Genomic DNA, 23089 nt, shown 5'->3' on the forward strand with positions numbered 1-23089 from the left:
GACCTCCCCTTATAATGTCGATGTATTAGCAAATGTAGCACTTTCATGTACTTCTTGCTGCTTACCGTGAACGATCAGTTGAATCGACCCACCTGTAACATTCGTAATGGAAATCTCTTGCGGGGTAATGTTAACTTCAAGGCGTTTACCCTGCCAGTAGAGCGGGAAGGACAACCGGTCCCAATGCTCAGGCAGTTTTGGTGCCAGATGAAGTTTTCCGTCCAGCATTCTCACGCCGGCGAAGCCCATTACCGCACATTCCCAAATTCCGCCAAGTGAAGCCGAGTGGATACCTGCATCGGAGGAATGAACCTTCGGTCCGAGGTCAATCTCGGTCGCTCTGTGGAAGAGACGGTAAGCAAGTTCCTTGTCACCAAAGTCGCTGGCCAGAATCGAGTGTGTGGACAGTGACAGCGAGGAATCATGTAATGTTTTTTCCTCGTAGTATTGGTAGTTGGCACGCTTTACTTCTGGTGAGAATTTATTCTCCAGTAGGAAGAATAACATCATAATGTCTGCTTGCTTCGAAACCTGCAAGTTACCAACCTGATCCAGGTTGTAGTCATTGAATATACTGCCCACTTTTTCCTGATCCTTGTATGGTGTCAGGTCAATAATTTCCTTTTGCAGATACGTATCGTCCTGCGGAATAATCAGATCCTCGTTCGGTTGCGGGAGATAGATCAGATTCAGTTTGCTTTCCCACACTTTATGAGCTTCTTTCAGGTTCAACAATCCATCATAACGGGCGAACAGTTCTGGACTCTGAGCTTCAAGCTCCTGATAGTAATCCATTGCCAGTTCGATGTTGAAGTGAGCCATATAATTGGTAAAAGCATTGTTGTCGACATGCTCTTTATATTCGTCTGGTCCGACAACTTCGTTAATTTCGTAGCGTCCGAGCGCTTCATTCCACTCCAGGCGGCTTGCCCAGAAAATAGCTGTATCGAAGATAATCTCATAGCCGTATTTCTCCATGAAATCGGTATCTCCAGTAGACCGGAAGTAATGCCATACCGCATAAGCTATATCGGATGTAATATGCTGTTCAATGAATCCGGACCAGATCTTGGTCTGCTCACCTGTCACAATATCAACTGCACCCCATACTGGTGTTACTTCGCCATCAGACGGCCAAGCTGCTTCCCACGGATACATCGCTCCGGCAAAACCGTTCTCCTTCGCCTTGTTCCGTGCGCCTTCCAGTCCCAAGTAGCGGTATTCCAGCAAAGAACGGGCAATTTCCGGGTTGCTGTAGATGTAAAATGGCAGGATGAAAATTTCTGTATCCCAGAAAGAGTGACCTTTATAGCCTTCGCCGCTCAAACCTTTAGCTCCAATACCCATTCTGTTATCGTGAGCTGGCGTCATTACTACCAAGTGGTAGTGTGCGAAGCGTACACCAAGCAGGTCAAATGGATTGCTGGACTCAATCGTAATTCCGTAATTCTCCCACACCTTAGCCCAAGCAGCAGTATGGCTGCTGAACAATGCGTCGTACCCGAACTCTTGTGCTGTTTTCAATGCTGCAAGTGCTACTTCCCGCATCACTGGCAGACTGTAGTTGTCACCAAATTCCTTGTCGCGGCTAGTGTATACAGTAGCTACCTTCTCGAATGTAAGGGACTGTCCTTCTTCCAGCTTCAAGCTGTAACCAACAGCTACAATACGGCGGTCGATCTCCATTGCTGGCGCAACGTCAACCAATTGACCGTCTACCTTCAAGCGGTGTGAGGCTCCGATAGCAAAATCAACCTTCGACTCTGTTGTCGTCTGGATCAGCTCCAGATAAGTCTTGTCATAGATGCGCTTTTCGCCTTCATGGAAATGTTGGCTACCGCTGTTGCTGACTTGAGCATCAATACCGGAACTCACCGACAGATTCACCGAACCACGAAGTACTTTCACTTCCATCTTCAGTCCGATCACATGCAGGGAATCCAGGGAAACGAAACGGCGGAATGTGAATTCCAGTTCCTTGCCTTCGCCGTTGTTCCAAATGAAGGTACGAACCAGTTCAGCGTCGCGCAGATTCAAGCTGCGGCTATACGCTTTCACTTCACCTTGCTCCAAAGTAAAGCGTTTGCCATCTATCCGAATGTCCAGCTTCGTTAGATCCGCCGCATTCGGCAGCTCGCTGACTTCCAGTTCATCGAAACGGTTAAATGTACCGTTTACGAACAAATTGCGTTTTTCTCCTACATAAGACTCCTCCGCTGCGGAACGAAGTCCCATGTAGCCGTTGCCAAGAGACATTACAGCTTCACATTTGGCTAGTGCCAAGCTTGAGAATTGGTCTTCCGATACAACCCACCCCGGGGCTCCATCAGGTAGTGTCTTGTTGTAATTAAGCATGGGTTAGATTTTCCTTTCTTTCTCCTAGTATTCTCTCTCTAATTCAGGGAATCTTTGTAAGCGATATCGAAATCGTTTTCGAACTTCAGAAAAAACATCGAAAACGATTTCGATGAACTCATTAAGATCCCTTTGTGTAACAAATTGTGTAAGGGATTTCGAAAACGTTTTCGACCTTATTATAAAAGCATGATTGTCTCTCTGTCAACTATTTTGAAAGGAAGAATCTTATGATATCCGGGGGTATTATTTTCCAGCATCTTCACAACCTGCTCCAATGCGGAGTATCCAATACCGGCAAAGTCCTGGCTGATCGTGGACAATTTCGGTGTTGTATAGCTCGACAGCACAATATCATCAAAGCCCAGGATCGAGATATTGCCTGGAATCTGTAGTCCCAGTTCCCGGCACCGGTTCATGAATCCAATCGCCATGAGATCACTGGCCACAAATACGGCTGTAAGGTGCGGGTTCTCCGTAATGTAGGATTCTGCCAGATCATAAGCCTGCTCTTCGCTATAATCGGCCTCTACAACACGCGAAGGAATATATTCAATCCCCGCTTCCTCTAGCGCTTCACGATACCCCTGCTGCCGGACAATACTGACCGTAGCATATTTATGCCCATTGATCATTCCGATCTCCCGATGTCCCTTGCCAATCAGGTACTTCACCGCTTGCCGGGCAGCCGTAAGATTATCTGTGATTACAGAGCCAGCGTGCGGACCAACCGTATCTGCATCAATAACCACGCAGGGAATATCACTGCCGACCAGATCCTCAAAATAAGGGTCCGTCGTCCGCAGACCGGAGATCACTACACCCGCGATCTTATGATCCTTGCAGAATTGCCAATATGACTTATCCTGTTGTTCGGACAGACTGCGGGTATAGATCACGACCTCATATCTGAACTCCGTAGCCGCCGCATAGACACCGCTCATGATCTGGAACATGACGCCGTCCTTACCGTTGGCCTGCTCAAAGTTCGAGATGATCAGCGCAATCGTCTTTGTCACCTTATGCTTCAAATTTTTAGCTAACATATTGGGTGAATAATTCAGCTCCTGCGCAGCCTGCAGAATCTTCTTCCGCGTAGCTTCGCTGACATCGCTATACCCGTTAAGCGTCTTCGAGACCGCAGAAATACTCACGCCCGCATGTTTTGCCACATCTTTAATCGATACCATAATCCGCACTACCATCCTTCTTGATATTTCAGTTATGACTGTATTTATCCCCCATTATAGCACATAGGGAGTGATGAGGAATTTAAGGGGATCACAAAACGAAGGGAATTAGAACCATAACGCTTACCGGAAAAGTGCTACTTCCCCTTGATTGGCTTGCCTTTTAGAAGTTTTGACCAAAGATAAAGACTGCATTCAATAGACTTGATTTCCGGTCCGATTAGGGGGAAGTTACTCGATGTAATTCACCAGTACAGAAATAAATAAGCTACTCCAGTAGAATAATCTGAAGCAGCTTATTAAAGATTTCAATCCCTTAAATCCCTAGTTCTTAGTTGAGTATTCATTCACTTCAAATGTGAGTATATTCCCAAAAATAAGATATTCTATTCTTTTGTTAAAAGGTCCTTTATTATTATCATGCTTATCGATCCCGTATTTTGAAGGACCAATTCCAGCGTCCTTATTGTCGTACCAATTAATAAAATTATTAACCTCATCACTGGAAAGATCATACTCTTTGGTAATCCCGGTCACTAACGTAACTGTAAGGATGGCCCGATCTCCTGTCGGTTCTGGAACAGGATCGGGTATGGGATCTTTAGTGGGATTTCCGTATACTTCGATGCTGTTAATAGGAACATTGGAGACTGTACTTTTAGTACCACCAACAACGTATATCTGCCCCTTATACAGAAAGACTCCAGAACTGGTCCTTGCGATATTCAGACTGGCTTCATTGTTCCATTTATTTTTTTCAAAATCAAACGATTCCACGGTGCCTGACTCAGTTGCTCCAACGCCCTGACCTGTATTTCCGCCAATCACCATGATTTTATTAGAGTACACAACAGCATTAGGAGCCGCTCTGACAATAGATAAATTATTCTTAGTAATCCACGAGTCCGCATTAGGATCATATTCTAAAAAACTATTAATAGAGACATTAGTAGCGTTGTCGATATGTCGCCCTCCGATCAAATAAATCTTACCATTATATGTAACCGAAGTTTGTGAGTGGCTAGCTACCTGCATATCCTTTTTATTTGACCAACTATCTGTTAACGGATCATAAACCTGAACAGATGATACTGACCTAATATTAGTAGTTAGACCCCCGAAAACATATATTTTGTTATCCAAAACAATTGCTGAGGTCGATCCCAATGCTTGCGGCATGCTCGCTTTTGCAGTCCAAGTGTCTAATTCCGGATCATACACCTGTAAACTACTCAATGAAACACCTTTACCCCAGGTATACGCATTCCCAGTATACCCTCCAACAACATATATTTTACCATCATACACCACAGCGGAAGCTGCTGATCGGGCTACTGGCATTTCCTTGCCATTACTCCAGGTGAAATTTTTCAGATCAAGAATTTTGACCTGATTGAATGAGGTATCACCCGAAGAACCACCAATGATATACGCTTTATCATTAAGCTGCACTACAGTTGAGAACGCTTTTGACTCAGGAATCGTTGCTTCAATGGTGGTCCACTTGTCCACAGTTTCCGCATTTACACTCAACGGAACTAATAGCAGGGATAATGCAATGATTGAAAAAATAAAAGATTTGATTAATTTCACTTTGTAATTCTCCTTTATATTAGATATGAAACACTAATTAGTGTATCTAACATAAGAAAAAATTACCAATATTAAATAGGATAAAAAGTTAATATAAGTAATAATTACCTCATCTATATTTACCAGAAAATCAAATATGAAACAGTAGCTTCCACATCCTATGTACCAATAGGCTAAGAATTAAAGCTTTTTCATCTAGTATGTTTTTCTTTAGGTTCATTGCGAAGCAAGTTTCTTGCAGGGATTCCTATCGCTGATGCATTGTCAGGCACATCCTTGACTATTACCGACATCGCTCCGATATTCGCATCATTCCCAATCCAGATAGGACCAAGTATTTTAGCCCCCACTCCGATCAAGGCTCTGTCTCCAATGACCGGCTCACCTAGACCGTTTCTTCCCCCAATCGTCACTTGATGAAAGATCGTAGCATAGCTCCCGATCACTGCTTTGTGACTAATAACGATCCCATTTAAACCATGCGGCAAATGAAGATAGTCCCCGATCTTGGCCTGTGCATGTAATTCTCCGTTAGAAAGAATCCTGACGAAGAACAAATCCATCACCTTATAAAGTATCCACAGCGGTTTCTTTATGATCTTACCCTTCACCTGATAGTGCACCCAATTACCAAAACGATAAGTAAATAAGACCATGAGCGTTTGCGGATTTCTACGATTCGCTTTTAAATCTGTTTTAAAAGACTTAATCACCGGGGCTCCCTCCATTTACATATTCAATTCCCATTTCATATAAGAGGCTATTTCCAATAAACTCGCATCATAAAGTGGTGATCTTCGGCATGCTTCATTCTGGATTGGATTTAATTCAGTGCTGATATGGGAGTAAAATTCATTATGTGAGAGCTAAGGAGGGGGTGAATTGAAAGGTAGTAGAAATATTCAATACTTCCATCAGATAAAAATAAGAAACCAATTTAGAAATATTTATTTGGAAAAAGAAGTTCGTGTGCTATGCACCTTTAAAAAGTGAACGGAGTTCTTCTTTTCCTTTTTTATATCCAAGGTACGCCTCATGATTACGACTAAACTTGGCCTCCATACTGAGGAATCCGGCCGTCCATCTGAGCATGAAGTACCTGAAGTAATTCGCCTTATTTCTCGTTTTAAGCAAATGGAAGTGATTTATAATTTTCGTGTGAGCAACCTGCTCGGCATTATCCCTTGAGGTCGGTGATCCGTGGTGTATTAATTTCAGATCTGGATTTACATACATCGGGCCATGTTTACCAGCCAAAGCAGAGATATACAAATCCTCGCCTAGACTATATCCTTGGAGCCAGCTTACCGCTTCGATCTCCAAAAGGTACTTTTTCCTGTAGCACATATTGCAGCCATGCAAAAACTCTGTCCGAAAAACATTCTTCTGAATATTCCACAAGTTCATAGCTGAAGCAAATCCACTTAACGAGTATTTTCCCGGAGAAAACAAACTGCGGCCACTAAGAATCATCATGAATCTACCTTTGAGAGAGCATGAAAAGCCTTGGTCAGCGCCGCTAATTCCAACAGCTTCCGGGTACGAAATCAGCGTTTTCTTAAGAACATCCAAATAATTAGCTGAAAGCTCAACATCATCATCTACGAAAATAATCGTCTCGTAGCTGCTAACCTCAATAGACTTAACTCTAGACTTGATCAAACCAGCTTCACTAGGGTCTTTCTTATAGTATCGAAGATACATATTCCCCTTGTTAATGAGGCTACCGGCGTGGTCGAGCCACTCTCTATCGGTATCACCATCATCCACAATAATGACCTCAATGCTGTCCTCCTCCATGTTCGTTTGTCTTGAGATGGACTCCACACACTTCAACAGATCGTCATGCCGGTTCCTGGTGCATATAGCGACAGACAGTTCGATAGAGTTGCCCATAGTCACCACAGCCTTTTTTCCATAATAATACACGTATATTGGTAGAGTTTATGTCGAAAATTGTATGGATTTGAAATTTTGTTTTGTGTTTGAGATCAACAAAACCCCTCACTTGATTGTGGAGGGCTTTAACCTTTATCTATTTAATCTGCAAGATTGGCCACTTTAAGCTTCAAATCATAAATCATATAAAAATGATTCCATTTTTTCATTGTCACAATTTCCTGTTGGCCATCCTTTTCAAAAAAGTAACCCGCACCCTCCTGGCTGATATAAGTCCAGCCTTCCTTTTTCATGCGTGCCTTTAATAGTTCCTGTGGTTGTTCTACCTTTGTAAGATAACGTACATACCCGCGTGCATCACTCTCGATCTGCACAATGGATAGACCCGTTGTTTGTAATCGATACATCTGTTTTACGTTGTTGTACCCAATATTATGGATGTATACGGCTGCAGCTATCACTAATAAAACAATAATCCCGATGAAACTAAATAAGGCTATCCGCCATGGTTTTACCATCCATAATCCACCACCTATATCCTACTCCAATATGATCCATTAGTTATTCCAGAGTGACAAAACAGCATCCATTTGCGGATTATGAGACATTTCTACTCCATACATATACTACCATTCCATATGTATAAAAGCATCAAATTGGCTGAGATCTACAAGAAAGGTTACTATTTTGATTTATATACTTCTAATATTCATATTAAAATGTAACAAAGCATGTCTATTATCTGTAGAACGTGGAGGAATCATATGTCCCTTTTTAGAAAAGCTACTTTCTGGTTCTCATTAGTAAGCATTCTAGTTTGTGTGCTTAACTACATGGGAAACGACGACAAGAATATTTTGCTGATTGGTTTTAATCCCTTCCTGAACGCTGTCGTTTACGAACAGTCCTTTCGAAGTTGGATCATCGGAGCTGATGATGTCATTCGTCCGACTGCTTATTTGTTACACTTTGCTTCCTTCTTTTTGACAGGAGCTATTGTGGATATTCTGAGCTATGTTTTCAGAAGACGAGAAAAATAAAAATCCACCTTCGCCCTACTTGTTTTATTAACAACAGATGGCTCAAAAGTGGACCATTTAGCAGGAGTCCTGTGCGCCTGGATCTACCTTTTCCGCAGCCCACAGGGTTCATAGTTTATATAATGGAATACACAAACAAAAAAACCTTGATTTCTCAAGGTTTTTTCTCGTGGATGCCGAGGACCGGGATCGAACTGGTACGGTAGTCACCTACTGCAGGACTTAAAATCCTGTGCGTCTGCCAATTCCGCCAAAACGTCAGTATCACGACTCCGCTTACTCTTGAATCCCCGTGACGATCCCATCATTTACATAAACATATCTAAAACCACTATATACCCATTGTTCACTTGTACCATAATCCGTCGTTGTTTTATTTATTTCTTTGGGCTGCCCCCATCTTGAATTCTTTAGTTCATTCACTGACATACCAATTGTAGGGTCGACTTTATTAAGCGCTTCTTGGACCTGATAATACTCAACATCCGATTCAAACCAGTAGTCTCTTGGTTTTAAAGATAATTTCAAATCATCTACTTCTTTCAAAAAATCTCCTGTATATCCCCTTAAGTAAACTTCAAGTATTTCAACTGCTCTTTCCTTGTCTCCTTTTATAAAAGCTTGTTTTGCATTTATGTAGTTTCTAAGTGCAGATGCTTCTGAATTACCATACAGTTGCTTAGTGAGTTCGTTAGCTTGTTCGTATTTCTCATCCCTTATCAAACTCTTAATTCCTTCTAATGTATTAGATATATATTTTCCGTAGAAATATGATTCATCGGGAATAGATAATTTTGCCCATACTTCTTTATAGCTATCGGCAGCGTCTACGTATCTCTTCTCAGTCTCAAGTTGAGTTGCTTGTGTTAAGATTTGTTTCGCTTCTACTATTTTTTCTTTCTCAGACAAAATCAATTCGTTCGTAATTCCATCATAGATACTGAGGGCAGCATCTATATCTCCAGATACTAAATACTTAGTCTTAATCCACCCACGCGCTTGAGCTGTACGAAGTACTGAATCTTTATCTATTTGTTCTAAGATTCTGTAGTCCTTCACAGCACCATCCATGTCATTTTTTGCAACTTTACTCTTTATGACTGTTAGAATTTCTTGCGGTGTTCTATCATCCTCCACAATTTTACTTTCAACATTACTTTTAGCAGCTTCTTTCACAACATTTGAATTGTTGCTACATCCAACTACTGCGGCTAAACTAACCAAAGAAAGTGAATATACCATCCATTTAAAACCTCTGTAAAGCAACCAAAACTCCCCCATTTTCTCGTTGTTCCTAATTTTGTAAATACACAAACTATATTATAGTTAAAATACAAAGTTTATCAACGTTTAATTCTAATATATACCTTTACTTCCAACTTCACCTTTACCTCTAGCTATTAATATTATCTATCATTCAATGGACATATGACAGGAGGGCAGCATGAATAGAATGGAAAGGTTCCCGCCGCTCAAAACCAAGCAGAGCATTCGGTTCTTCAATTACACCAAGAAGGTATTACAATGTATTTTGAGCAGTGTTAGCAGGCCCGCCTAAAAACAAACAAGGGCCCCAACTCAAATGAGTTGAAACCCTGATCGAGCTCAAATCCTTTAACCATGCGAGTTACAGGGGGCTTTTTGTATTCCAGACGCAAAACGACTCTTACAAAGGCCCTTCAGCTCCTCTCGCTTAACCGCAAAGACAAAAATCAACAAGCCGAATTAAAAAGCTAAACGGCTTAGCGCCAGCTACCCTCCACTACCCCCGGCCTCCGGAGCCTCCTCTTCCGCCGTAAATACCGGAATATCCTCGCCGTATGCCCCCATCGGACTAAGCTTCAGCTGTACAAGCCTTTTGCCGTTCTGGGTTGATTCTGTCTGCTCGGCAATATACCCTTCGCCTTCGACGGAAATCTTGACCTTCAGCAGATTGAGCACCTCCAGCGCATCACGCAGAGACTGTCCCCGGAGGTCAGGAATAGATGCCTGGTCGCCCTGCTGACTTAACAGATAGATCTTTTGTCCCGAAGCAAGCAGGGTGCCCGCCTCCGGATACTGGCTGACCACTTCGCTTCCGCCTCCGACCGTTTCAAAATCAAAGCCCTGATCCATCAGCAATTTCCTGGCCGTCTGCACCATTTTTCCGGTCAGATCAGGTGCGGAGCGCTGTGCGGAAGGTACATTCTTGACGGATACGGAAACACTGCCTCTATCACCCGTTGTAACTTTTGGCACACCCATATATGACAATACTTCGGATACGATCTCTTTAAACACCGGTCCCGCCGCAGCACCACCGCCAGCCGCATTAGCAGGCTCGTCAATACCGACATAGACCACAATCTTTGGATTGTTAGCCGGTACGTATCCAAGAAAAGACGAGTGCACCTTGTTGCGGTCATACCCGCCCTTACCGTCAGGTTTAATCGCCGTACCGGTCTTTCCTGCTACCCTATAGCCTTCAATGTACGCATGACGCCCGGTTCCATGGACCAGGTCTGCAACGACCTGCTCCAGATAACTGCCGGTTTCACTGGCGCTTTCCTCGGAAATAACCTGTCGCACCACCTGCGGCTGGGTTACGGTAATCCTGCCGGTATTAGGATCGGTGCTCTCTTTGACCACGTGCGGTACCATCAACTTACCACCATTAGCGATGGCCGCCATAGCGGTAAGCTGCTGAATGGGAGTCACCTGTACTTTGCCGTGTCCGAATGCGATCGTCGCGTTCTCAGAAGCATTGTTCGGTGTAGGATTAACGAGTCCGCTGATTTCTCCCGGCAGGTCAATACCGGTAGGATCGTTAAATCCGAAATCATCCACGTATTGCAGCAGCCTTTCCGGACCGAGCATTTCATAGCCAAGCTTGACGAAGGCCACGTTACTTGAACGCTTCACACCTTCGAGGTAGGAGATTTCGCCATAACCACTTCTCTTCTGGTCATACAGCGGCTTGCCGTACCCCTTGATACGGATAGAGCCGGACATAAAGGTTGCGTTCGGATCGAACAAATTCTCCTCGACCGCTCCGGCAAGCGGTACAATCTTGAACGTGGAGCCTGGTTCAAATCTCGTTTTGATAGCATGGTTGAAGAATACCCCGGGATTAGAGGCATAATTCCAGAACTCATTCGGGTTAAAAGTCGGCATATTCGCCAGTCCCAATATTTCCATAGTCCTCGGGTCCGCGGCAATTACCGTAATACTCTTGGGCTTATATTCTGCATAGGCCTTCTGCATTGCCTGTTCGATATAATACTGGATTGTGCTATCAATCGTCAGCTTGAAATCACTTCCATTGACTACCGGCTGGTAAGCATCCTCCGAGTCAGGCAGCTTGATGCCTTTGCCGTCGCTCTGGTAGAATAGCTTGCCATCCTCACCCTTAAGCCGCATGTCAAAATACTTTTCGAACCCCATCACTGCATTGCCGTCGCGGTCTGTATAACCCAAAATATGTGCGGCCAGTGTTTGTTGCGGATAATAGCGCTTCTGCTCCCTAATCAAACCGACGCCAGTCTCCAGAGTGTCATGTTCATCCTTCAGCTTCTCAATAAACTCGTCTACCTTGTCACGTAGCTCCCGGTCTATCCTCCAGCCTTCATTACGGATCTCCCGGTTCTTCAGATACTTCCCGTTCTCGTCTTTGGCTTCCACGAGCGCCTTAAGCTCATCCTCAGGCTTGCCAAGCAGCTCATGCAGACCGTTGATAACTTCTTTCCCGATGCCGAGCGCGGAAATCGCATCCGGATTGACCACTACCGTGTAGGCCGGTACATCGCTGGCCAGCACCTTGCCGTTGCGGTCCTCGATCGTGCCACGCACCGCTTTAATCACCGAGGTATGGGCCCATTGCCCTGCGGCCCTGGCTTGCCAGAAATCCCGCTCCAGAACCTGAATCCAGAATACTCTGCCGAGCAATACAAGAAAAAAAAGGGTGATACACCCTCCTATAAACAACGTGCGAAGTTTTATTCTCTTCACCATAAGCAAACCCCACAAACATATAGAAATCGCTCCATAATAGTTCCCATCCGCGTTCTATCCGCTGAAATGAAGGGTATCATCGGCATTCTCCTCCTGATATCCCATATCCTTGGCTTGCTGCTTCGCTGAAAAGCAATATCTGCTGCAAAGGGATGACTATGTATGCGTTATCAGCGAAAAGCGGCTGAATAAGTTGTTTTCTTCCAGAATCAGATAGTAGGTGATATACAAAATCTTCTTGTAGGTGCCAGGGAAACAAGTCTTGAGATCAATTTCAACGCCGGCGGCTTGTCCGATTTGGTTCTATCAGGTAGGATGCGCCGTAGAAACTGCGCTAAAAGGGGATGATCGGTAGAGGTCTCGTTAGTTTCATAAATGATCGTCATAATGAACACCAGCCTCGTTACACATTGTACAATGTACACTGAGTTAAACTCAACCATTTTTGAGAATATATTGTAACTACGTTATTTCGGGAATTTAGGCCACATAGGTCGAACTACCAAAAAGAGTCACGTATTTCTGTCCAATTGCCGTATTATTCAGTATGGAAGGCGTTGGGCTGCGCTAAAGTCTCTTTCATACCGGGGGTGCGGCAGATTTCTCGAACGCAGATTCTGAGCAAAGAATCGCTCGCCGTAAAGCCGGTACAAACATCATTCCGAGCATACCCAAAAACCTCGAATCCACACGAAAAAGTAGCGGCTTTAGCAAAAGGTTAGCAAACCACCTTAAAAATAAACAAGGGTTCCAGCTCTAATGAGCTGAAACCCTTGTTTTACTAGTGCCGAGGACCGGGATCGAACCGGTACGGTAGTCACCTACCGCAGGATTTTAAGTCCTGTGCGTCTGCCAATTCCGCCACCCCGGCATGAAGATATTACTAAATCGCTGATGCGCAGCTAGTAATTCGTATTATTGGCGACAAGATAGATAATATCATGTTTTGGACAATCATGCAACCCCTAAAAATATGTAAGTTTCCTCAAACCCCTCACCTTGCATCTCCATAAAAAGACTAATCCCTTAGTTCCGCACCTCTCCCTAGGCAAATGCATACGATAATTCTAAATTGATATTGTAACCGGAGGTCAAATACTCATGAGTCTTCAACCATCAGGATATCATCATCCGCAGCAACAAGTGTTATACAGAGCGGACAATAACACGATTCATAATTTAAGAAGTGTTCGAGACAAACTGCAGAATATTTGCCGGATTTATGGCAATCAATCCGTTAGAATTGAAACTTTGGATGGCCAGGTGTACGTGGGGAGAATTGTCGGCTGCAGCGGCGGATTGATGTATTTAAAGGTTAGCAGTCAGGGAGGACAACGGAGTCCATATTCCAATGATGAAATGATCTTAACCCTTGTGCTTTATGAATTGCTGGTCATCACATTATTGTACACGTAATGGGAAGAGGAGCCTGCGTATGTAGGCTCCTTAGACTGTCCAGAAACACCATTATCTACGATTGTTGATGAGAAATAGCCTTATAAAAGCCTTATATATCAGGCTCAACTTCATCATCAGTGCTTGCCAAAACCACTGCTGATGAAGGTTGAAGCTTATGCATAAGGGCTAACGGACCCTATCGTCGTTATTTGCACCTCAAGCTGCTTCTGGAACATGTAACGGACTCAGGTGTCGCTATCTCCTCCCAAACCGTGGATTTTACACAGGATTTCTGCTCATAACGTCTCTGGAGTCCGTTATTTTCTGAAACGGTCGGTGAATCAGGAAATAACGTCTCTGGGGTCCGTTGCCAGATAGAACAAGAAGCAAATACTAATTTCGAGATAGGTCCATGATTCTTTAACCCAGACATGCAACAAAAAACGTCCCTGCCGTATGGACAGGAACGTTAATAAAATCAGCTTTATTTTCACATGCATGTAACCGCTCGACGCCTCCCCTTCACTACTTAGCTGCGCTCTCCAGTACGATTTCTCATGCCAGCCAGACCGAGCAGGCCGATGAGTCCCAACCAGCCCCAGTTCGACCCGTTTCCGGTACTGGTGGTGCTGGTGGCCCGATAGGTACCATTCTGGTTCGTCGTGGACAACGGAGCTACTCTGTGATTATCTTCAGTCCGAACGTTGTTGTCCAGGATGTTACTGTTGCTTCTGCTCGTTCCTGTCGTACCATTGATCATGCTGCCATTTGGATGCAGTCGGTTTGCGTCGTTTCTAATGGTGCCGGTATTGCGCGTGGTATCCCCCACCCCGTCGACTCCAGCAGCCTCGGCCGTATAGCCGGTGCCAAGCAGCGTCATAGACAGTGCAGCGGTACAGATAAGGCTTGTTATCAGCTTATTCAAGATATGTTGCCCCCTTGTAATTTGGTTGCTGATAATTTCCCCTTATCCCTTATTTTCTATGCAACCCCAAACTGCTTATCCTGTAACAATATTCACGGTCTTGCTTGCGGCGTCATACGTAACCTTCGCACCCAACGCTTCCGCCAACGCCCGCACGGGCACATAGGTGACGCCGGTATCCAGAACACCGTCTGTGAGCTTGTTACCATTCAGGACGATGCTTACCTTCACGTCTTTGTTCACGTTGTCACCTCCATTGATCACCTTAAGTGCAGCCTTGATCTGCTCTGCCGACGGGCGGAGGCCTGCCCGCAATTGATCAATTGAAAGGCCATAAGCAATCTGCAGATGGGAATAATCTTTGAAGGAGGTCCAGTCCCCGCCCCATTCAAAACCCAGCTGTTTCGCCTCCTGCACTACTTCCTGCCAGTCCGCGATTTTATTGCCGTTTCCGTCACGCTTCATATCCCATGAGATGCCCTTGCCATCTGGCAACAGCAGTGCAAAGTCAATCGCCAATCCATAATTATGATAACTGAATCCCCCGCGCGCATTGGTCACGATATTCCCCGGCTTGCTTCTCCCCTGTGCATAAAGAGCATTCTGCTGAGCAAGGGTCCGCAGGCCCTGGGTAATGATAATCGGCACGCCCTTGGCGAAGCTGCGCTCGATCAGCGCATTCGTTCCTGCCAGTACGGCCGGGTTCAGCCCCGTGAGAGCAGTTGCCGATTTGCTTTTTACCACGTCCAAAGTCAGCATATATTCACCCCCTGGTATAGTAGATGTCCGAATTTTCTCTTCTGCTTGTACAGATACCCCTATGCCTGGATGTTTGTAATTTCAATGCTTCTGCATACCGCTTTCCCACGAAAAAAAGCCCTCGGACAACGTCCGGGGCTCCATCTAAGAAATTCACACTTTCATTTACCCTGAGATCCATATCGCATCTTTTTCTCGTCTCACCATCTGGATGTTTCCCATCCACAAGGACAACCTAAATAGGCATCCTAGACAATAGTGAAAGGGGATTCGTCATGGACATCCATACCAACAACTACAAAATCGCCGCATTAAGCGAACGGGATGAAGCGATTGCGATTATCCGGGACGCGGAAGCTGCCCTTGCCGAACTGACAGGCAACCCCACCGTAACCTTGATCGCTTATGAAAAAAGCACAGAGGTACACACCTAGGCAGTAGCTTGTTATACGATATAGGCCTCCACAATCTGGTCTACACGAATCCACTTCCATTCCTCCGCCCACTGCAGCTTAATCTCCCGCGAGTGGGTGTGAATGGAGGTCACAAAGCCGCTCACCACCTCATTCTCGAACGGATCGAACAGAATCACCGTGACGCATACATGACTTCGCAGTGACAGCGCCAGGGTGCTCTCAATCTCCTCCTGCTTCTGCTCATCCAGTACTGGCTGGATGCGGCGCAGCGTCTCCCGTTCATCGCTGATAATCCGGTTCTTGTGCTCCGGCAGCATCATCCGGCTGCTCTCCCATAATCCGTTACCTTCCAGCTTCTTACCCATTGCCTGGCCTCCTTCTGTTCAATTAATAACCCCACATAACACGAACGTATGTTTGTATTATATCCATAGTCAAGTCCTTTAATCAATATGGAAAAAATGACAATCTGCACGCAAAAAAAGCGCCCACAGCTGTGCTGTGCAGCGCCTTTTATCGTCATCCCCAGGCATAGGGGCAGGGTATCTTATGGTTTAACAGTTTCCGAATCTGTTCCGGTTACCACCTTGGAATCAGCGGCTGCCTTCGGGTCAGCATCCTTGTCCGGCTCCAAAAGTCCAGTAGCCACTCTGGCTTCGTTGAGCTTAGAGATTCCGTACAGCATCGCGAGATCTGCATTCTGATTAAGCTCGTTGAATTCGTCGGCGGACACATCAGCAGAATCGGCACCTTTTGAAGCTTTTTCCTTTAAAGAATAGGCACTTTGAAAAGCAATCTGGGCCTCATCCAGCAGCTTCTTAACTTTCTCCGGCAGACGGTCGGAGATTTCAACCTTTTTCGCCTGAGATGAAATATCAGTAGCCGTATCCTTGAACTGAGCAATGGCTTTCTCCATTTCTTTGGATGTAGCTGTCCCAGCCGAGTACGCAGCGATCGTCTTGTTGAATTGCTCCCGCGACGATTTTCCTAATTGTTCAATTTTAGACATTTCATTGTAATAATTTTGCACAGATTCCTGCACTTCTTCCTCCGACAGCGCCGCGGTTGAAGCAGAATCATTATAGCTGCAGGCTGAGAGCATTAGAACCAGCCCAATCAACCCTATTAGCCAAGCTCGTTTCATCGTTTACATTCCCCCCACATAACAGAATAATGTCGGTTATTGTAAAGTGCAAATGAAATTAATGTAAATCGGGGGAAGATGCAAAAAAATACATCATAGCTATGTGTGCAACCAATGACCGGATAAGGCAGTATAATAATAAATATAACAAATGTTTATGGGGAGAGGAGGTTCATTCGATGCCTTATTGTACAGCCTGTGGAACAGAATATAAGCAGGCCGCTAAATTTTGCGGAGAATGTGGGACCGCGCTGAACGGAGGAGCTTCACCGACAGCCGAGCGCACGCTGCGAGACCTGACGCCTGCTCAGGAAATCAAGCTATGGGAAGGAAAGCCTGCGGGCATATCCGACCGACTGAAGGGTCTTGTGGGCCTTAATACAACCACTTATACGATTACAAGCCAGAGAATTATAGTAAAGACAGGCCTGATCGGTAAAAATGTCGAAGAGATTGAATTGCTCCGAATTCGTGACCTGGGAGTATCCCAATCCATTCTGGATCGCATGCTCGGTATCGGGACACTGACGATCTTTTCCGATGATGCTTCATCGCCCGAGCTGTGGTTCCGCAAGATCCATGGTGCCCATACTGTCAAGGATGCGCTGCGCAAAGCAGTACGTGATGAGAAGACTGTTAATAACATCAGCTATCGCGAACAGATTTGACCTTATACGCCTTTGTTGCAGATCAAACAGCCCCGGATCATTTCCGGGGCTGTTACCTCGTTCACTTCTATATACAGAATTCCACATCGCCCTGCGTTAAGGAAGAAAGAACGCCGCCGCCGGGATGACCTCCTTGACCTGACTGGGACTCTCCCACATCAGCACGGCCCGTGCATCACCCTGATTCTCATAGAACTCCACTTTGATGTCATGCAGCTTGCCAGCGATCAGATTAACAATACCTTTTCGCTCCTGTCCACTCTGCTTGATCCAGCTGTCAATAACCAGCTGTCCGTCAATCCAGATTCGAATGCCATCATCGGATGAAGAGTACACCGTGTAACCCTCACTATAAGTCGCACTGAGCCTTCCGTTCCAGCGTACAGAGAAGAAGTCCACACCGATTGCCGGGTCCGGCGAGCCTTGTCTCCAGACAAAGTTAATATTGGCATCCGTCCGTACTAAAGCTGGCATTCCGCTAAGAACCATATTATTAAAATACTCTCCCCGCAGACCACTGACAGGGACTGGCGGACTACCCTCAGGCTTGGAAGCCTGAACTGCAAGCGCCTTCGTATATTCACTCCTGTTGATGGTGAAGCTGGCATTCATAAAATCCTTGATAGCCGACTCCGTATTGCTCTCATAAAGAAGCTTGCCCCAGGTCATCAGGTAAGACCACCTGCGCTGTGACTTGGCAAGTAGTGCAGGTGACGGAAGCTTGCCATTCTCCCCAATAGCAATCAGCTTGCCCCGCCCAAGATCCCACAGCCGATTATAAAACTCATCCTTAAATTCACTGTTATAGATATCGAGTGCCAGGATATCCACCCTCGCCCCGCCGGGGTAATAAGCTTCTTGCGCTTCAACTCCATCACCGTCTGCATTGGGGCTCCACACCCATAGTATATTGTTCAACTTATGAGTCTTCGTGAAATGATCGAACATCAAATTCCAAAGTGTGATGAACTTGCTCTTGCGCCCCCACCAGAACCAACCGCCGTTCATCTCGTGATATGGCCTCCATAACACAGGAACACCAGCATCCGCTAACTTGCGCAAAGACAAAGCAACGTCATCGAGATCGGCAAGCAGTGCAGCATTCTGGGGAGTGCCGGGCGTTACGTATTTATCGAATTCTGCATTACTCAGATTCATAGATACATTAGACCAGGCCGGGGCTGTTCCAGGCAGATGAGCGTGATAGGTCAGGGCTACAATCCCTCCGGACTGGTACCAGCGGATTGCACTGGCGACCACCCCGTCTCTTTGGCTGCGGATCAGTTCTGGCCTCTGGTTGTTAATGGCGCCCAGTTCGTAACCATGAAGTCCGGCATACTGTCCCCCAGTCGTCTTCAGCTTGTTGCTGAATTCATCGGGACTTTCGAGATAATCATGCTGTCCGTTAATAATCCCCGTGCCTTGTAAAGCATATAACGTCCTCAGAAGATTTCGGGCAGGAACCGTCAAATTCGGATTGGCCGGGGTCATGACCCAATTCCTGAACGCCGTCTGCCACTGCACATCGTTTACCAGCCGTGATGCAGAATCTAACAGCTGCCAAAGTACCCCTTGTTCCATTAGCCCTCACCACCCTTGTACTTTTGGTACATAGTATGAAAAGGCCCTGTACATGGACGCGGCTAATCTACAGGACAGAGAGCCTGTCTTTAGAATCTGCTGTTTCTCTGCTCGATTTTATCAGCGATATACAAATCCAGGCGCTATAATTGGAAATACGCTATACTGATTGAAGCGCAGAAAAAGGAGGAGCAGAAGTGAAGTTACGTAAATTAATCGGCAGTCTCATCATTGTTGCGCTGCTAGCTCTGGGTTCTTACTGGTATGAAGAGGACGGACAGTTCACGCCATCATCCCCATCCGATTCTGAAATTGTCCAGCTGGTCTTTCCCTCGGATCGTTATCCGGAGACAGCTAAGCATATCCAGGATGCCATTGCAAAGGGCGAGTCTGCCATATGCACAATCGATCGTGAGCAAGCAGAGAACAACCGCCGCCTCTCTCTAAAGGGCGTCCCTACCAAGAAGGGCTATGACCGCGACGAATGGCCAATGGCGATGTGCAAGGAAGGCGGAGAAGGCGCAGATATTGAATACATATCGCCAAGTGACAACCGCGGTGCCGGAAGTTGGGTTGGCAATCAGCTAGAAGGATATGCGGACGGTGTTCGCGTGGAGTTCATGTTCCAATAATGACAGAACCGGCCCCGGATAGCCTCCGGGGTCTTATTATGTAAAGGTGTCCACAATATTCGCCATCCACACCCACCTGAATGTGCCATTGTTCAACTCTAACTTAATTTGCAGCGGTTTGACGTTCATAATCCGCACAATGCCACTTAATTTTTCAGTGCCAAACGGGTCCCAAGTATGCATGGAAATCCTGCACCCGTTCTGAAACGAATGAAAAATATCTTCCATAATCGCCTTGCCTTGCGCCACCGTTAATTCAGGCTTACCGCGGTACTCCATATCTCTGCACTCCACCTCTAGTCGCTCCAGTAAGCCCTTCATCCAAAGTTCCTGACTTGCTGCTATGCCGAAATCCCCAATATTGATGGTCATGATGTCTGTCCCCCTGCCGAAATTTAACGATTGATTTTATTATATGCGAACAAATGTTCTTGATGCAATGTTTAAAATCCTCTATTTCAGTTTAAAATAGAATGGAATTTTATCCATAAACGGAGAGCCAGGTGTTCTATATTTGTTATCGCGGAAGAAGACTATACGGACCCATGTCTGAAACCGAGGCCTTGCAGGAATGGTTTACCTTATCGGGAACGATCAAAGAATTGTACATTGTCGAAGTGGATCAGAATACCGGAAGAATCAAACGCCAAATTGGGCCTGCGCGCAGAAAAAAGAAATAACCCCCGCCCGGCTAAGGCCAGGGGGGGGACAGTACGATAAAGCTATCCTAGAACAAACAGGCTTTAGTGATGATAACCAACAGAATGAAGAGAACCAGAATAGCACCTGTAGAAGTAAAAGGACTTACACACGGAGCGACAACCGGAGCTTCATTTACCGGACTAACATTTCCACAACCGCAACCATATCCTGCACCCATTTAAATTTCCTCCTTAGAATGATGAATATTGAATACAGCTCAGAATATGTGAAATTCCGCCTTGAGGTATGGGCCAACAGGTAAAGAAATGCGTGACAATTATATCAAGGCCTTGACTGAGCTATTTTTGTGTACCCTGCCTGCTTATAAAAAAGAATATCCTTGTCGATATAGCTTATAGAGGGAGGTGCGACATGGATATTGCAGCATTATCTACTTCAATGAGCCAGGCATCCCTGGCCCAGGCTGTGGGTATACAGGTATTAAGCATTGCTAAGGACCAGGCAGAAACTCAGAGCCAGAATCTGGTGCAGATGCTTGAACAAAGCGTTCATCCGAGCTTAGGAAAAACACTTGATATTCGCGTCTGATTGTTTTATGCTAATCTAACAAGAACATTAGTTCTCTTTTTAAAAGTATTTCAAAAGACACCAGGCGGAAAGCAGACACCTGCTTTCTCCGCCTCTCTGTATTTCACAAGCCCTCCGGGCTTTTCTTTTACTTTTAAATACGAACATACGATCCTATAATGAGGTGGATGAAGTGAAATCATATTATCAAATGACTGTTTTGGAGAAATGGACCGAGGATCTATACAACAGACTCCAAATAAAGCAGCCTTCCCAAATCTCCATCGAGTATATTTCAGAACGCTTGAATATCTGGGTCCATTATCTCGATGTGAGAAGCAAGGCGGTGGAGGCATCTGCCGGGATGTACAGCATGTTCATTGATAATCGTCTGCCATCAAGCATGCAGCGCCTGGAATTTCTTCACGCCCTCTGCCACCTGCTGCGCCATTCCGGGAAGCGTACGCTGATGCCCGAAATCTTCACTCAAGATCAGGAGGATGAATCCGACCGCTTCATTCTGTATGCCTCCATGCCCTATTCTATGATCTCGCGCATGCCATTGCCGGAGCAGCGTGGAGAGGCGATTCGTTACCTGTCAGCTATGTTTCAAGTCCCGAACGAATTGGCTGTCCAGCGGATTGATCAGATACAAAGACGCATATTTCAAGGTCAACTGCTTGCGGTAATGTCCCCAGCAAATTAATTCCAATGATATTCAGTCCGGCTCGCGGGGATAATAGCGATAACACAATCGCCAAGCTATTAACCGCCCACCCGCGTTACATGGTGGAATGATCTCATTGGAGGGAGCTTATGGAAGCCACTAAAGTCATTGCCTTATTATTGACCCATCCCGAATACAATGTTGATGCAGTACACCCCGAAATGCCTGATTTTGTCGGAATCGAAACGATTGAAGTGGACCACGAGACTCAGACCTTCTCCATCCTGCTGCAAGAACCCAAGGAAGATGATTTAGTTCTATAATCATACGCTCCGCTAGGTTGATCAACCGGCGGAGCATGTATGATTCGTGTGGCCCTAAGATCCATAAGACCTGTATGTGTATGAAACGCCTCCTGCTAACGGTTGTTATACCAATCATAATATGGGTATAATTGACACAGACTAATTTATGGGGGCAATTTAATGAATAAAGGAGTACGTCAGAACTTGCAAGCTGCAGTGGCAAAGAACGAACGTATCAACCTCGTTTTATTGAATGGCGGGAATCTAAAGGGAACAGCCGAAGCCTTGACCTACCGAATGATCAAGATACAGACGGAGGAAGAATCACTCTGGGTTCCGATTACGGAGATCGAGAGCGTGTCCCATACATTGCAACACAATATAACCGGTACCCCGGTGGATCAGGAAGCCAGCAGAGAGAAAGACAGTCAAATCACAATCAGCCGCATCCAAGAGGCAATAGCCCAAGAGAATAACCCCATACAGCTGAGAGCCTTGGCAGAGCTTCTAATCACGTATTTGGACAAGAAGATCTACGATTAACTGTTTTACCGACAAACTCTGTAAACAGACATCATACAATATCTATCCTACTTATACATAGGCCTGACTACATCAAAGCACCTCGCCTTATTGGCAAGGTGCTTATTTTGCGGCTTTCCACAAGCCTCTCCATTACTACTTGGCTATCGCTCTTAAAACACCCGTCAGCCGCTTGATTCCCTCTGTCCCGGCCCAGCTCCCGGCACTCGCCAAAATCACGTTATGAAACAACTTCATGGCTATGGAATACGCCATCGTTCCGATCACGATCTCCATGACAATAAACCGCAGGATATCCCGAGAGGTTATAATGTATACCTTAAACTCCTGATTATGCAGCATGGGCTCACCATCCACCTCTATAGCGTTTATGTAACCCATATGCTTTCACCAGTCTGTCTGATTCCTGTAAAAAAACAAAGCAGATATCACTAGGTTAAAGTATTTTCACCTTATTCCCGAATAAGCAATATCAATATTCTCCCAGCATTATAGTAATATTTACCTAGTTCTGATAGACTAGATCTAAATATCATTCAATTCAGGAGGATTTTTGTCGTGAAAAAAGTATTACTCCCACTGTTCCTTTCGATAATTCTGTTACTTACACCCGCACTAGCCAGTGCCCATCCGGGTCGGACCGATTCAAAAGGTGGTCATTATTGCCGCACAAACTGCGAGAAGTGGGGATTGAAAAAGGGAGAATACCACTATCACAACAGTGGAACCAAAAAGAAAAAGCACTGATTTTACA

Annotated in this window: 26 protein-coding genes, 1 tRNA gene and 2 pseudogenes; 11 read left to right on the top strand and 18 right to left on the bottom strand. The window is 45.4% G+C overall.

Annotation, left to right across the window (positions count from 1 at the left end):
* Positions 1 to 9: 9 nt before the first annotated feature.
* The 6 genes from ACFRAM_RS10005 to ACFRAM_RS10030 all read right to left on the bottom strand — a co-directional run bounded on the left by ACFRAM_RS10005 (position 10) and on the right by ACFRAM_RS10030 (position 7555).
* Positions 10 to 2355, bottom strand: coding sequence for a glycoside hydrolase family 65 protein (locus tag ACFRAM_RS10005; RefSeq protein WP_379465743.1), 2346 nt, complete (start codon positions 2353 to 2355; stop codon positions 10 to 12).
* 179 nt (positions 2356 to 2534) lie between these two features.
* Positions 2535 to 3545 carry a LacI family DNA-binding transcriptional regulator gene (locus ACFRAM_RS10010; protein ID WP_066365549.1) on the bottom strand — a complete coding sequence of 337 codons (1011 nt, stop codon included), beginning with the start codon at positions 3543 to 3545 and terminating at the stop codon, positions 2535 to 2537.
* Positions 3546 to 3869: 324 nt separating this feature from the next.
* A complete protein-coding gene (locus ACFRAM_RS10015) occupies positions 3870 to 5138 on the bottom strand; it encodes a Kelch repeat-containing protein (RefSeq protein ID WP_379465744.1) in 1269 nt (422 codons plus the stop codon).
* A 191-nt stretch (positions 5139 to 5329) separates the two neighbouring features.
* Positions 5330 to 5851: a serine O-acetyltransferase gene (locus ACFRAM_RS10020; protein WP_379465745.1), complete on the bottom strand. Its 522-nt coding sequence runs from the start codon at positions 5849 to 5851 to the stop codon at positions 5330 to 5332.
* Between the two features lie 259 nt (positions 5852 to 6110).
* Positions 6111 to 7034 (bottom strand): glycosyltransferase family A protein, encoded by a 924-nt coding sequence (locus tag ACFRAM_RS10025; protein WP_379465939.1) that lies wholly within the window; start codon positions 7032 to 7034, stop codon positions 6111 to 6113.
* Between the two features lie 143 nt (positions 7035 to 7177).
* Positions 7178 to 7555 carry a hypothetical protein gene (locus tag ACFRAM_RS10030; protein ID WP_379465746.1) on the bottom strand — a complete coding sequence of 126 codons (378 nt, stop codon included), beginning with the start codon at positions 7553 to 7555 and terminating at the stop codon, positions 7178 to 7180.
* Positions 7556 to 7801: 246 nt separating this feature from the next.
* On the opposite strand from ACFRAM_RS10030, the gene ACFRAM_RS10035 reads away from it, so the two are divergent.
* Positions 7802 to 8077 carry a hypothetical protein gene (locus ACFRAM_RS10035; RefSeq protein ID WP_379465747.1) on the top strand — a complete coding sequence of 92 codons (276 nt, stop codon included), beginning with the start codon at positions 7802 to 7804 and terminating at the stop codon, positions 8075 to 8077.
* 276 nt (positions 8078 to 8353) lie between these two features.
* Here ACFRAM_RS10035 and ACFRAM_RS10040 read toward each other — a convergent pair whose 3' ends face one another.
* The 4 genes and pseudogenes from ACFRAM_RS10040 to ACFRAM_RS10050 form a co-directional block, all read right to left on the bottom strand.
* Entirely contained in the window at positions 8354 to 9343 is a 990-nt protein-coding gene (locus tag ACFRAM_RS10040) for a tetratricopeptide repeat protein (RefSeq protein WP_379465748.1), read from the bottom strand.
* 486 nt (positions 9344 to 9829) lie between these two features.
* Positions 9830 to 12067 (bottom strand): penicillin-binding transpeptidase domain-containing protein, encoded by a 2238-nt coding sequence (locus tag ACFRAM_RS10045; RefSeq protein ID WP_379465749.1) that lies wholly within the window; start codon positions 12065 to 12067, stop codon positions 9830 to 9832.
* A gap of 116 nt (positions 12068 to 12183) precedes the next feature.
* Positions 12184 to 12401, bottom strand: a pseudogene (locus ACFRAM_RS28765) (IS1634 family transposase); the annotation flags it as partial.
* Between the two features lie 451 nt (positions 12402 to 12852).
* Positions 12853 to 12938 (bottom strand) — tRNA-Leu (locus ACFRAM_RS10050).
* A gap of 230 nt (positions 12939 to 13168) precedes the next feature.
* Here ACFRAM_RS10050 and ACFRAM_RS10055 point away from each other — a divergent pair.
* Complete coding sequence (locus ACFRAM_RS10055; protein WP_379465750.1) at positions 13169 to 13483, top strand: hypothetical protein; 315 nt, start codon at positions 13169 to 13171, stop codon at positions 13481 to 13483.
* Positions 13484 to 13994: 511 nt separating this feature from the next.
* Here ACFRAM_RS10055 and ACFRAM_RS10060 read toward each other — a convergent pair.
* Entirely contained in the window at positions 13995 to 14390 is a 396-nt protein-coding gene (locus tag ACFRAM_RS10060; RefSeq protein WP_379465751.1) for a WGxxGxxG family protein, read from the bottom strand.
* Between the two features lie 75 nt (positions 14391 to 14465).
* Entirely contained in the window at positions 14466 to 15149 is a 684-nt protein-coding gene (locus tag ACFRAM_RS10065; protein WP_379465752.1) for a M15 family metallopeptidase, read from the bottom strand.
* Between the two features lie 275 nt (positions 15150 to 15424).
* Between ACFRAM_RS10065 and ACFRAM_RS10070 the strand changes: the two genes are divergently transcribed.
* Positions 15425 to 15583 carry a hypothetical protein gene (locus ACFRAM_RS10070; RefSeq protein ID WP_379465753.1) on the top strand — a complete coding sequence of 53 codons (159 nt, stop codon included), beginning with the start codon at positions 15425 to 15427 and terminating at the stop codon, positions 15581 to 15583.
* An 11-nt stretch (positions 15584 to 15594) separates the two neighbouring features.
* Here ACFRAM_RS10070 and ACFRAM_RS10075 read toward each other — a convergent pair whose 3' ends face one another.
* Together ACFRAM_RS10075 and ACFRAM_RS10080 are read right to left on the bottom strand one after the other, a co-directional pair.
* Complete coding sequence (locus ACFRAM_RS10075; RefSeq protein ID WP_379465754.1) at positions 15595 to 15930, bottom strand: YolD-like family protein; 336 nt, start codon at positions 15928 to 15930, stop codon at positions 15595 to 15597.
* Positions 15931 to 16112: 182 nt separating this feature from the next.
* Complete coding sequence (locus tag ACFRAM_RS10080; protein WP_379465755.1) at positions 16113 to 16709, bottom strand: hypothetical protein; 597 nt, start codon at positions 16707 to 16709, stop codon at positions 16113 to 16115.
* A 179-nt stretch (positions 16710 to 16888) separates the two neighbouring features.
* On the opposite strand from ACFRAM_RS10080, the gene ACFRAM_RS10085 reads away from it, so the two are divergent.
* On the top strand, positions 16889 to 17377 hold the full coding sequence (locus tag ACFRAM_RS10085; protein ID WP_175372921.1) for a PH domain-containing protein: 489 nt from the start codon (positions 16889 to 16891) through the stop codon (positions 17375 to 17377).
* Positions 17378 to 17473: 96 nt separating this feature from the next.
* Here ACFRAM_RS10085 and ACFRAM_RS10090 read toward each other — a convergent pair whose 3' ends face one another.
* A complete protein-coding gene (locus tag ACFRAM_RS10090; protein ID WP_379465756.1) occupies positions 17474 to 18958 on the bottom strand; it encodes a glycosyl hydrolase in 1485 nt (494 codons plus the stop codon).
* A 197-nt stretch (positions 18959 to 19155) separates the two neighbouring features.
* Between ACFRAM_RS10090 and ACFRAM_RS10095 the strand changes: the two genes are divergently transcribed.
* Positions 19156 to 19590: a DNA-entry nuclease gene (locus ACFRAM_RS10095; protein ID WP_379465757.1), complete on the top strand. Its 435-nt coding sequence runs from the start codon at positions 19156 to 19158 to the stop codon at positions 19588 to 19590.
* 36 nt (positions 19591 to 19626) lie between these two features.
* Here the strand turns inward: ACFRAM_RS10095 and ACFRAM_RS10100 are convergent, their stop codons facing one another.
* The gene (locus ACFRAM_RS10100) at positions 19627 to 19962 is read right to left on the bottom strand and encodes a YolD-like family protein (RefSeq protein WP_379465758.1); all 336 of its coding nucleotides are present in this window, start codon (positions 19960 to 19962) and stop codon (positions 19627 to 19629) included.
* 173 nt (positions 19963 to 20135) lie between these two features.
* Between ACFRAM_RS10100 and ACFRAM_RS10105 the strand changes: the two genes are divergently transcribed.
* Positions 20136 to 20270, top strand: coding sequence for a hypothetical protein (locus tag ACFRAM_RS10105; RefSeq protein ID WP_281364515.1), 135 nt, complete (start codon positions 20136 to 20138; stop codon positions 20268 to 20270).
* Between the two features lie 47 nt (positions 20271 to 20317).
* Here ACFRAM_RS10105 and ACFRAM_RS10110 read toward each other — a convergent pair whose 3' ends face one another.
* Positions 20318 to 20470 (bottom strand): hypothetical protein, encoded by a 153-nt coding sequence (locus tag ACFRAM_RS10110; protein ID WP_175372782.1) that lies wholly within the window; start codon positions 20468 to 20470, stop codon positions 20318 to 20320.
* A gap of 194 nt (positions 20471 to 20664) precedes the next feature.
* On the opposite strand from ACFRAM_RS10110, the gene ACFRAM_RS10115 reads away from it, so the two are divergent.
* From ACFRAM_RS10115 to ACFRAM_RS10130, 4 genes are all read left to right on the top strand, one after another.
* Positions 20665 to 20841 (top strand): YjfB family protein, encoded by a 177-nt coding sequence (locus tag ACFRAM_RS10115; protein ID WP_066364027.1) that lies wholly within the window; start codon positions 20665 to 20667, stop codon positions 20839 to 20841.
* 172 nt (positions 20842 to 21013) lie between these two features.
* Positions 21014 to 21526 (top strand): ImmA/IrrE family metallo-endopeptidase, encoded by a 513-nt coding sequence (locus ACFRAM_RS10120; protein ID WP_379465759.1) that lies wholly within the window; start codon positions 21014 to 21016, stop codon positions 21524 to 21526.
* A gap of 110 nt (positions 21527 to 21636) precedes the next feature.
* The gene (locus ACFRAM_RS10125; protein WP_379465760.1) at positions 21637 to 21810 is read left to right on the top strand and encodes a hypothetical protein; all 174 of its coding nucleotides are present in this window, start codon (positions 21637 to 21639) and stop codon (positions 21808 to 21810) included.
* Positions 21811 to 21972: 162 nt separating this feature from the next.
* Complete coding sequence (locus ACFRAM_RS10130; RefSeq protein WP_379465761.1) at positions 21973 to 22335, top strand: hypothetical protein; 363 nt, start codon at positions 21973 to 21975, stop codon at positions 22333 to 22335.
* Positions 22336 to 22470: 135 nt separating this feature from the next.
* On the opposite strand, the gene ACFRAM_RS10135 is transcribed toward ACFRAM_RS10130, so the two are convergent.
* The gene (locus tag ACFRAM_RS10135) at positions 22471 to 22716 is read right to left on the bottom strand and encodes a hypothetical protein (RefSeq protein WP_379465762.1); all 246 of its coding nucleotides are present in this window, start codon (positions 22714 to 22716) and stop codon (positions 22471 to 22473) included.
* A 168-nt stretch (positions 22717 to 22884) separates the two neighbouring features.
* On the opposite strand from ACFRAM_RS10135, the pseudogene ACFRAM_RS10140 reads away from it, so the two are divergent.
* Positions 22885 to 23055 (top strand): annotated as a pseudogene (locus ACFRAM_RS10140) (YHYH domain-containing protein); the annotation flags it as partial.
* Positions 23056 to 23089: the final 34 nt, after the last annotated feature.

It is taken from the genome of Paenibacillus sp. NPDC056722, assembly GCF_042790635.1.
In the GTDB taxonomy this organism is placed as follows: Bacteria; Bacillota; Bacilli; order Paenibacillales; family Paenibacillaceae; genus Paenibacillus_AQ; species Paenibacillus_AQ agri.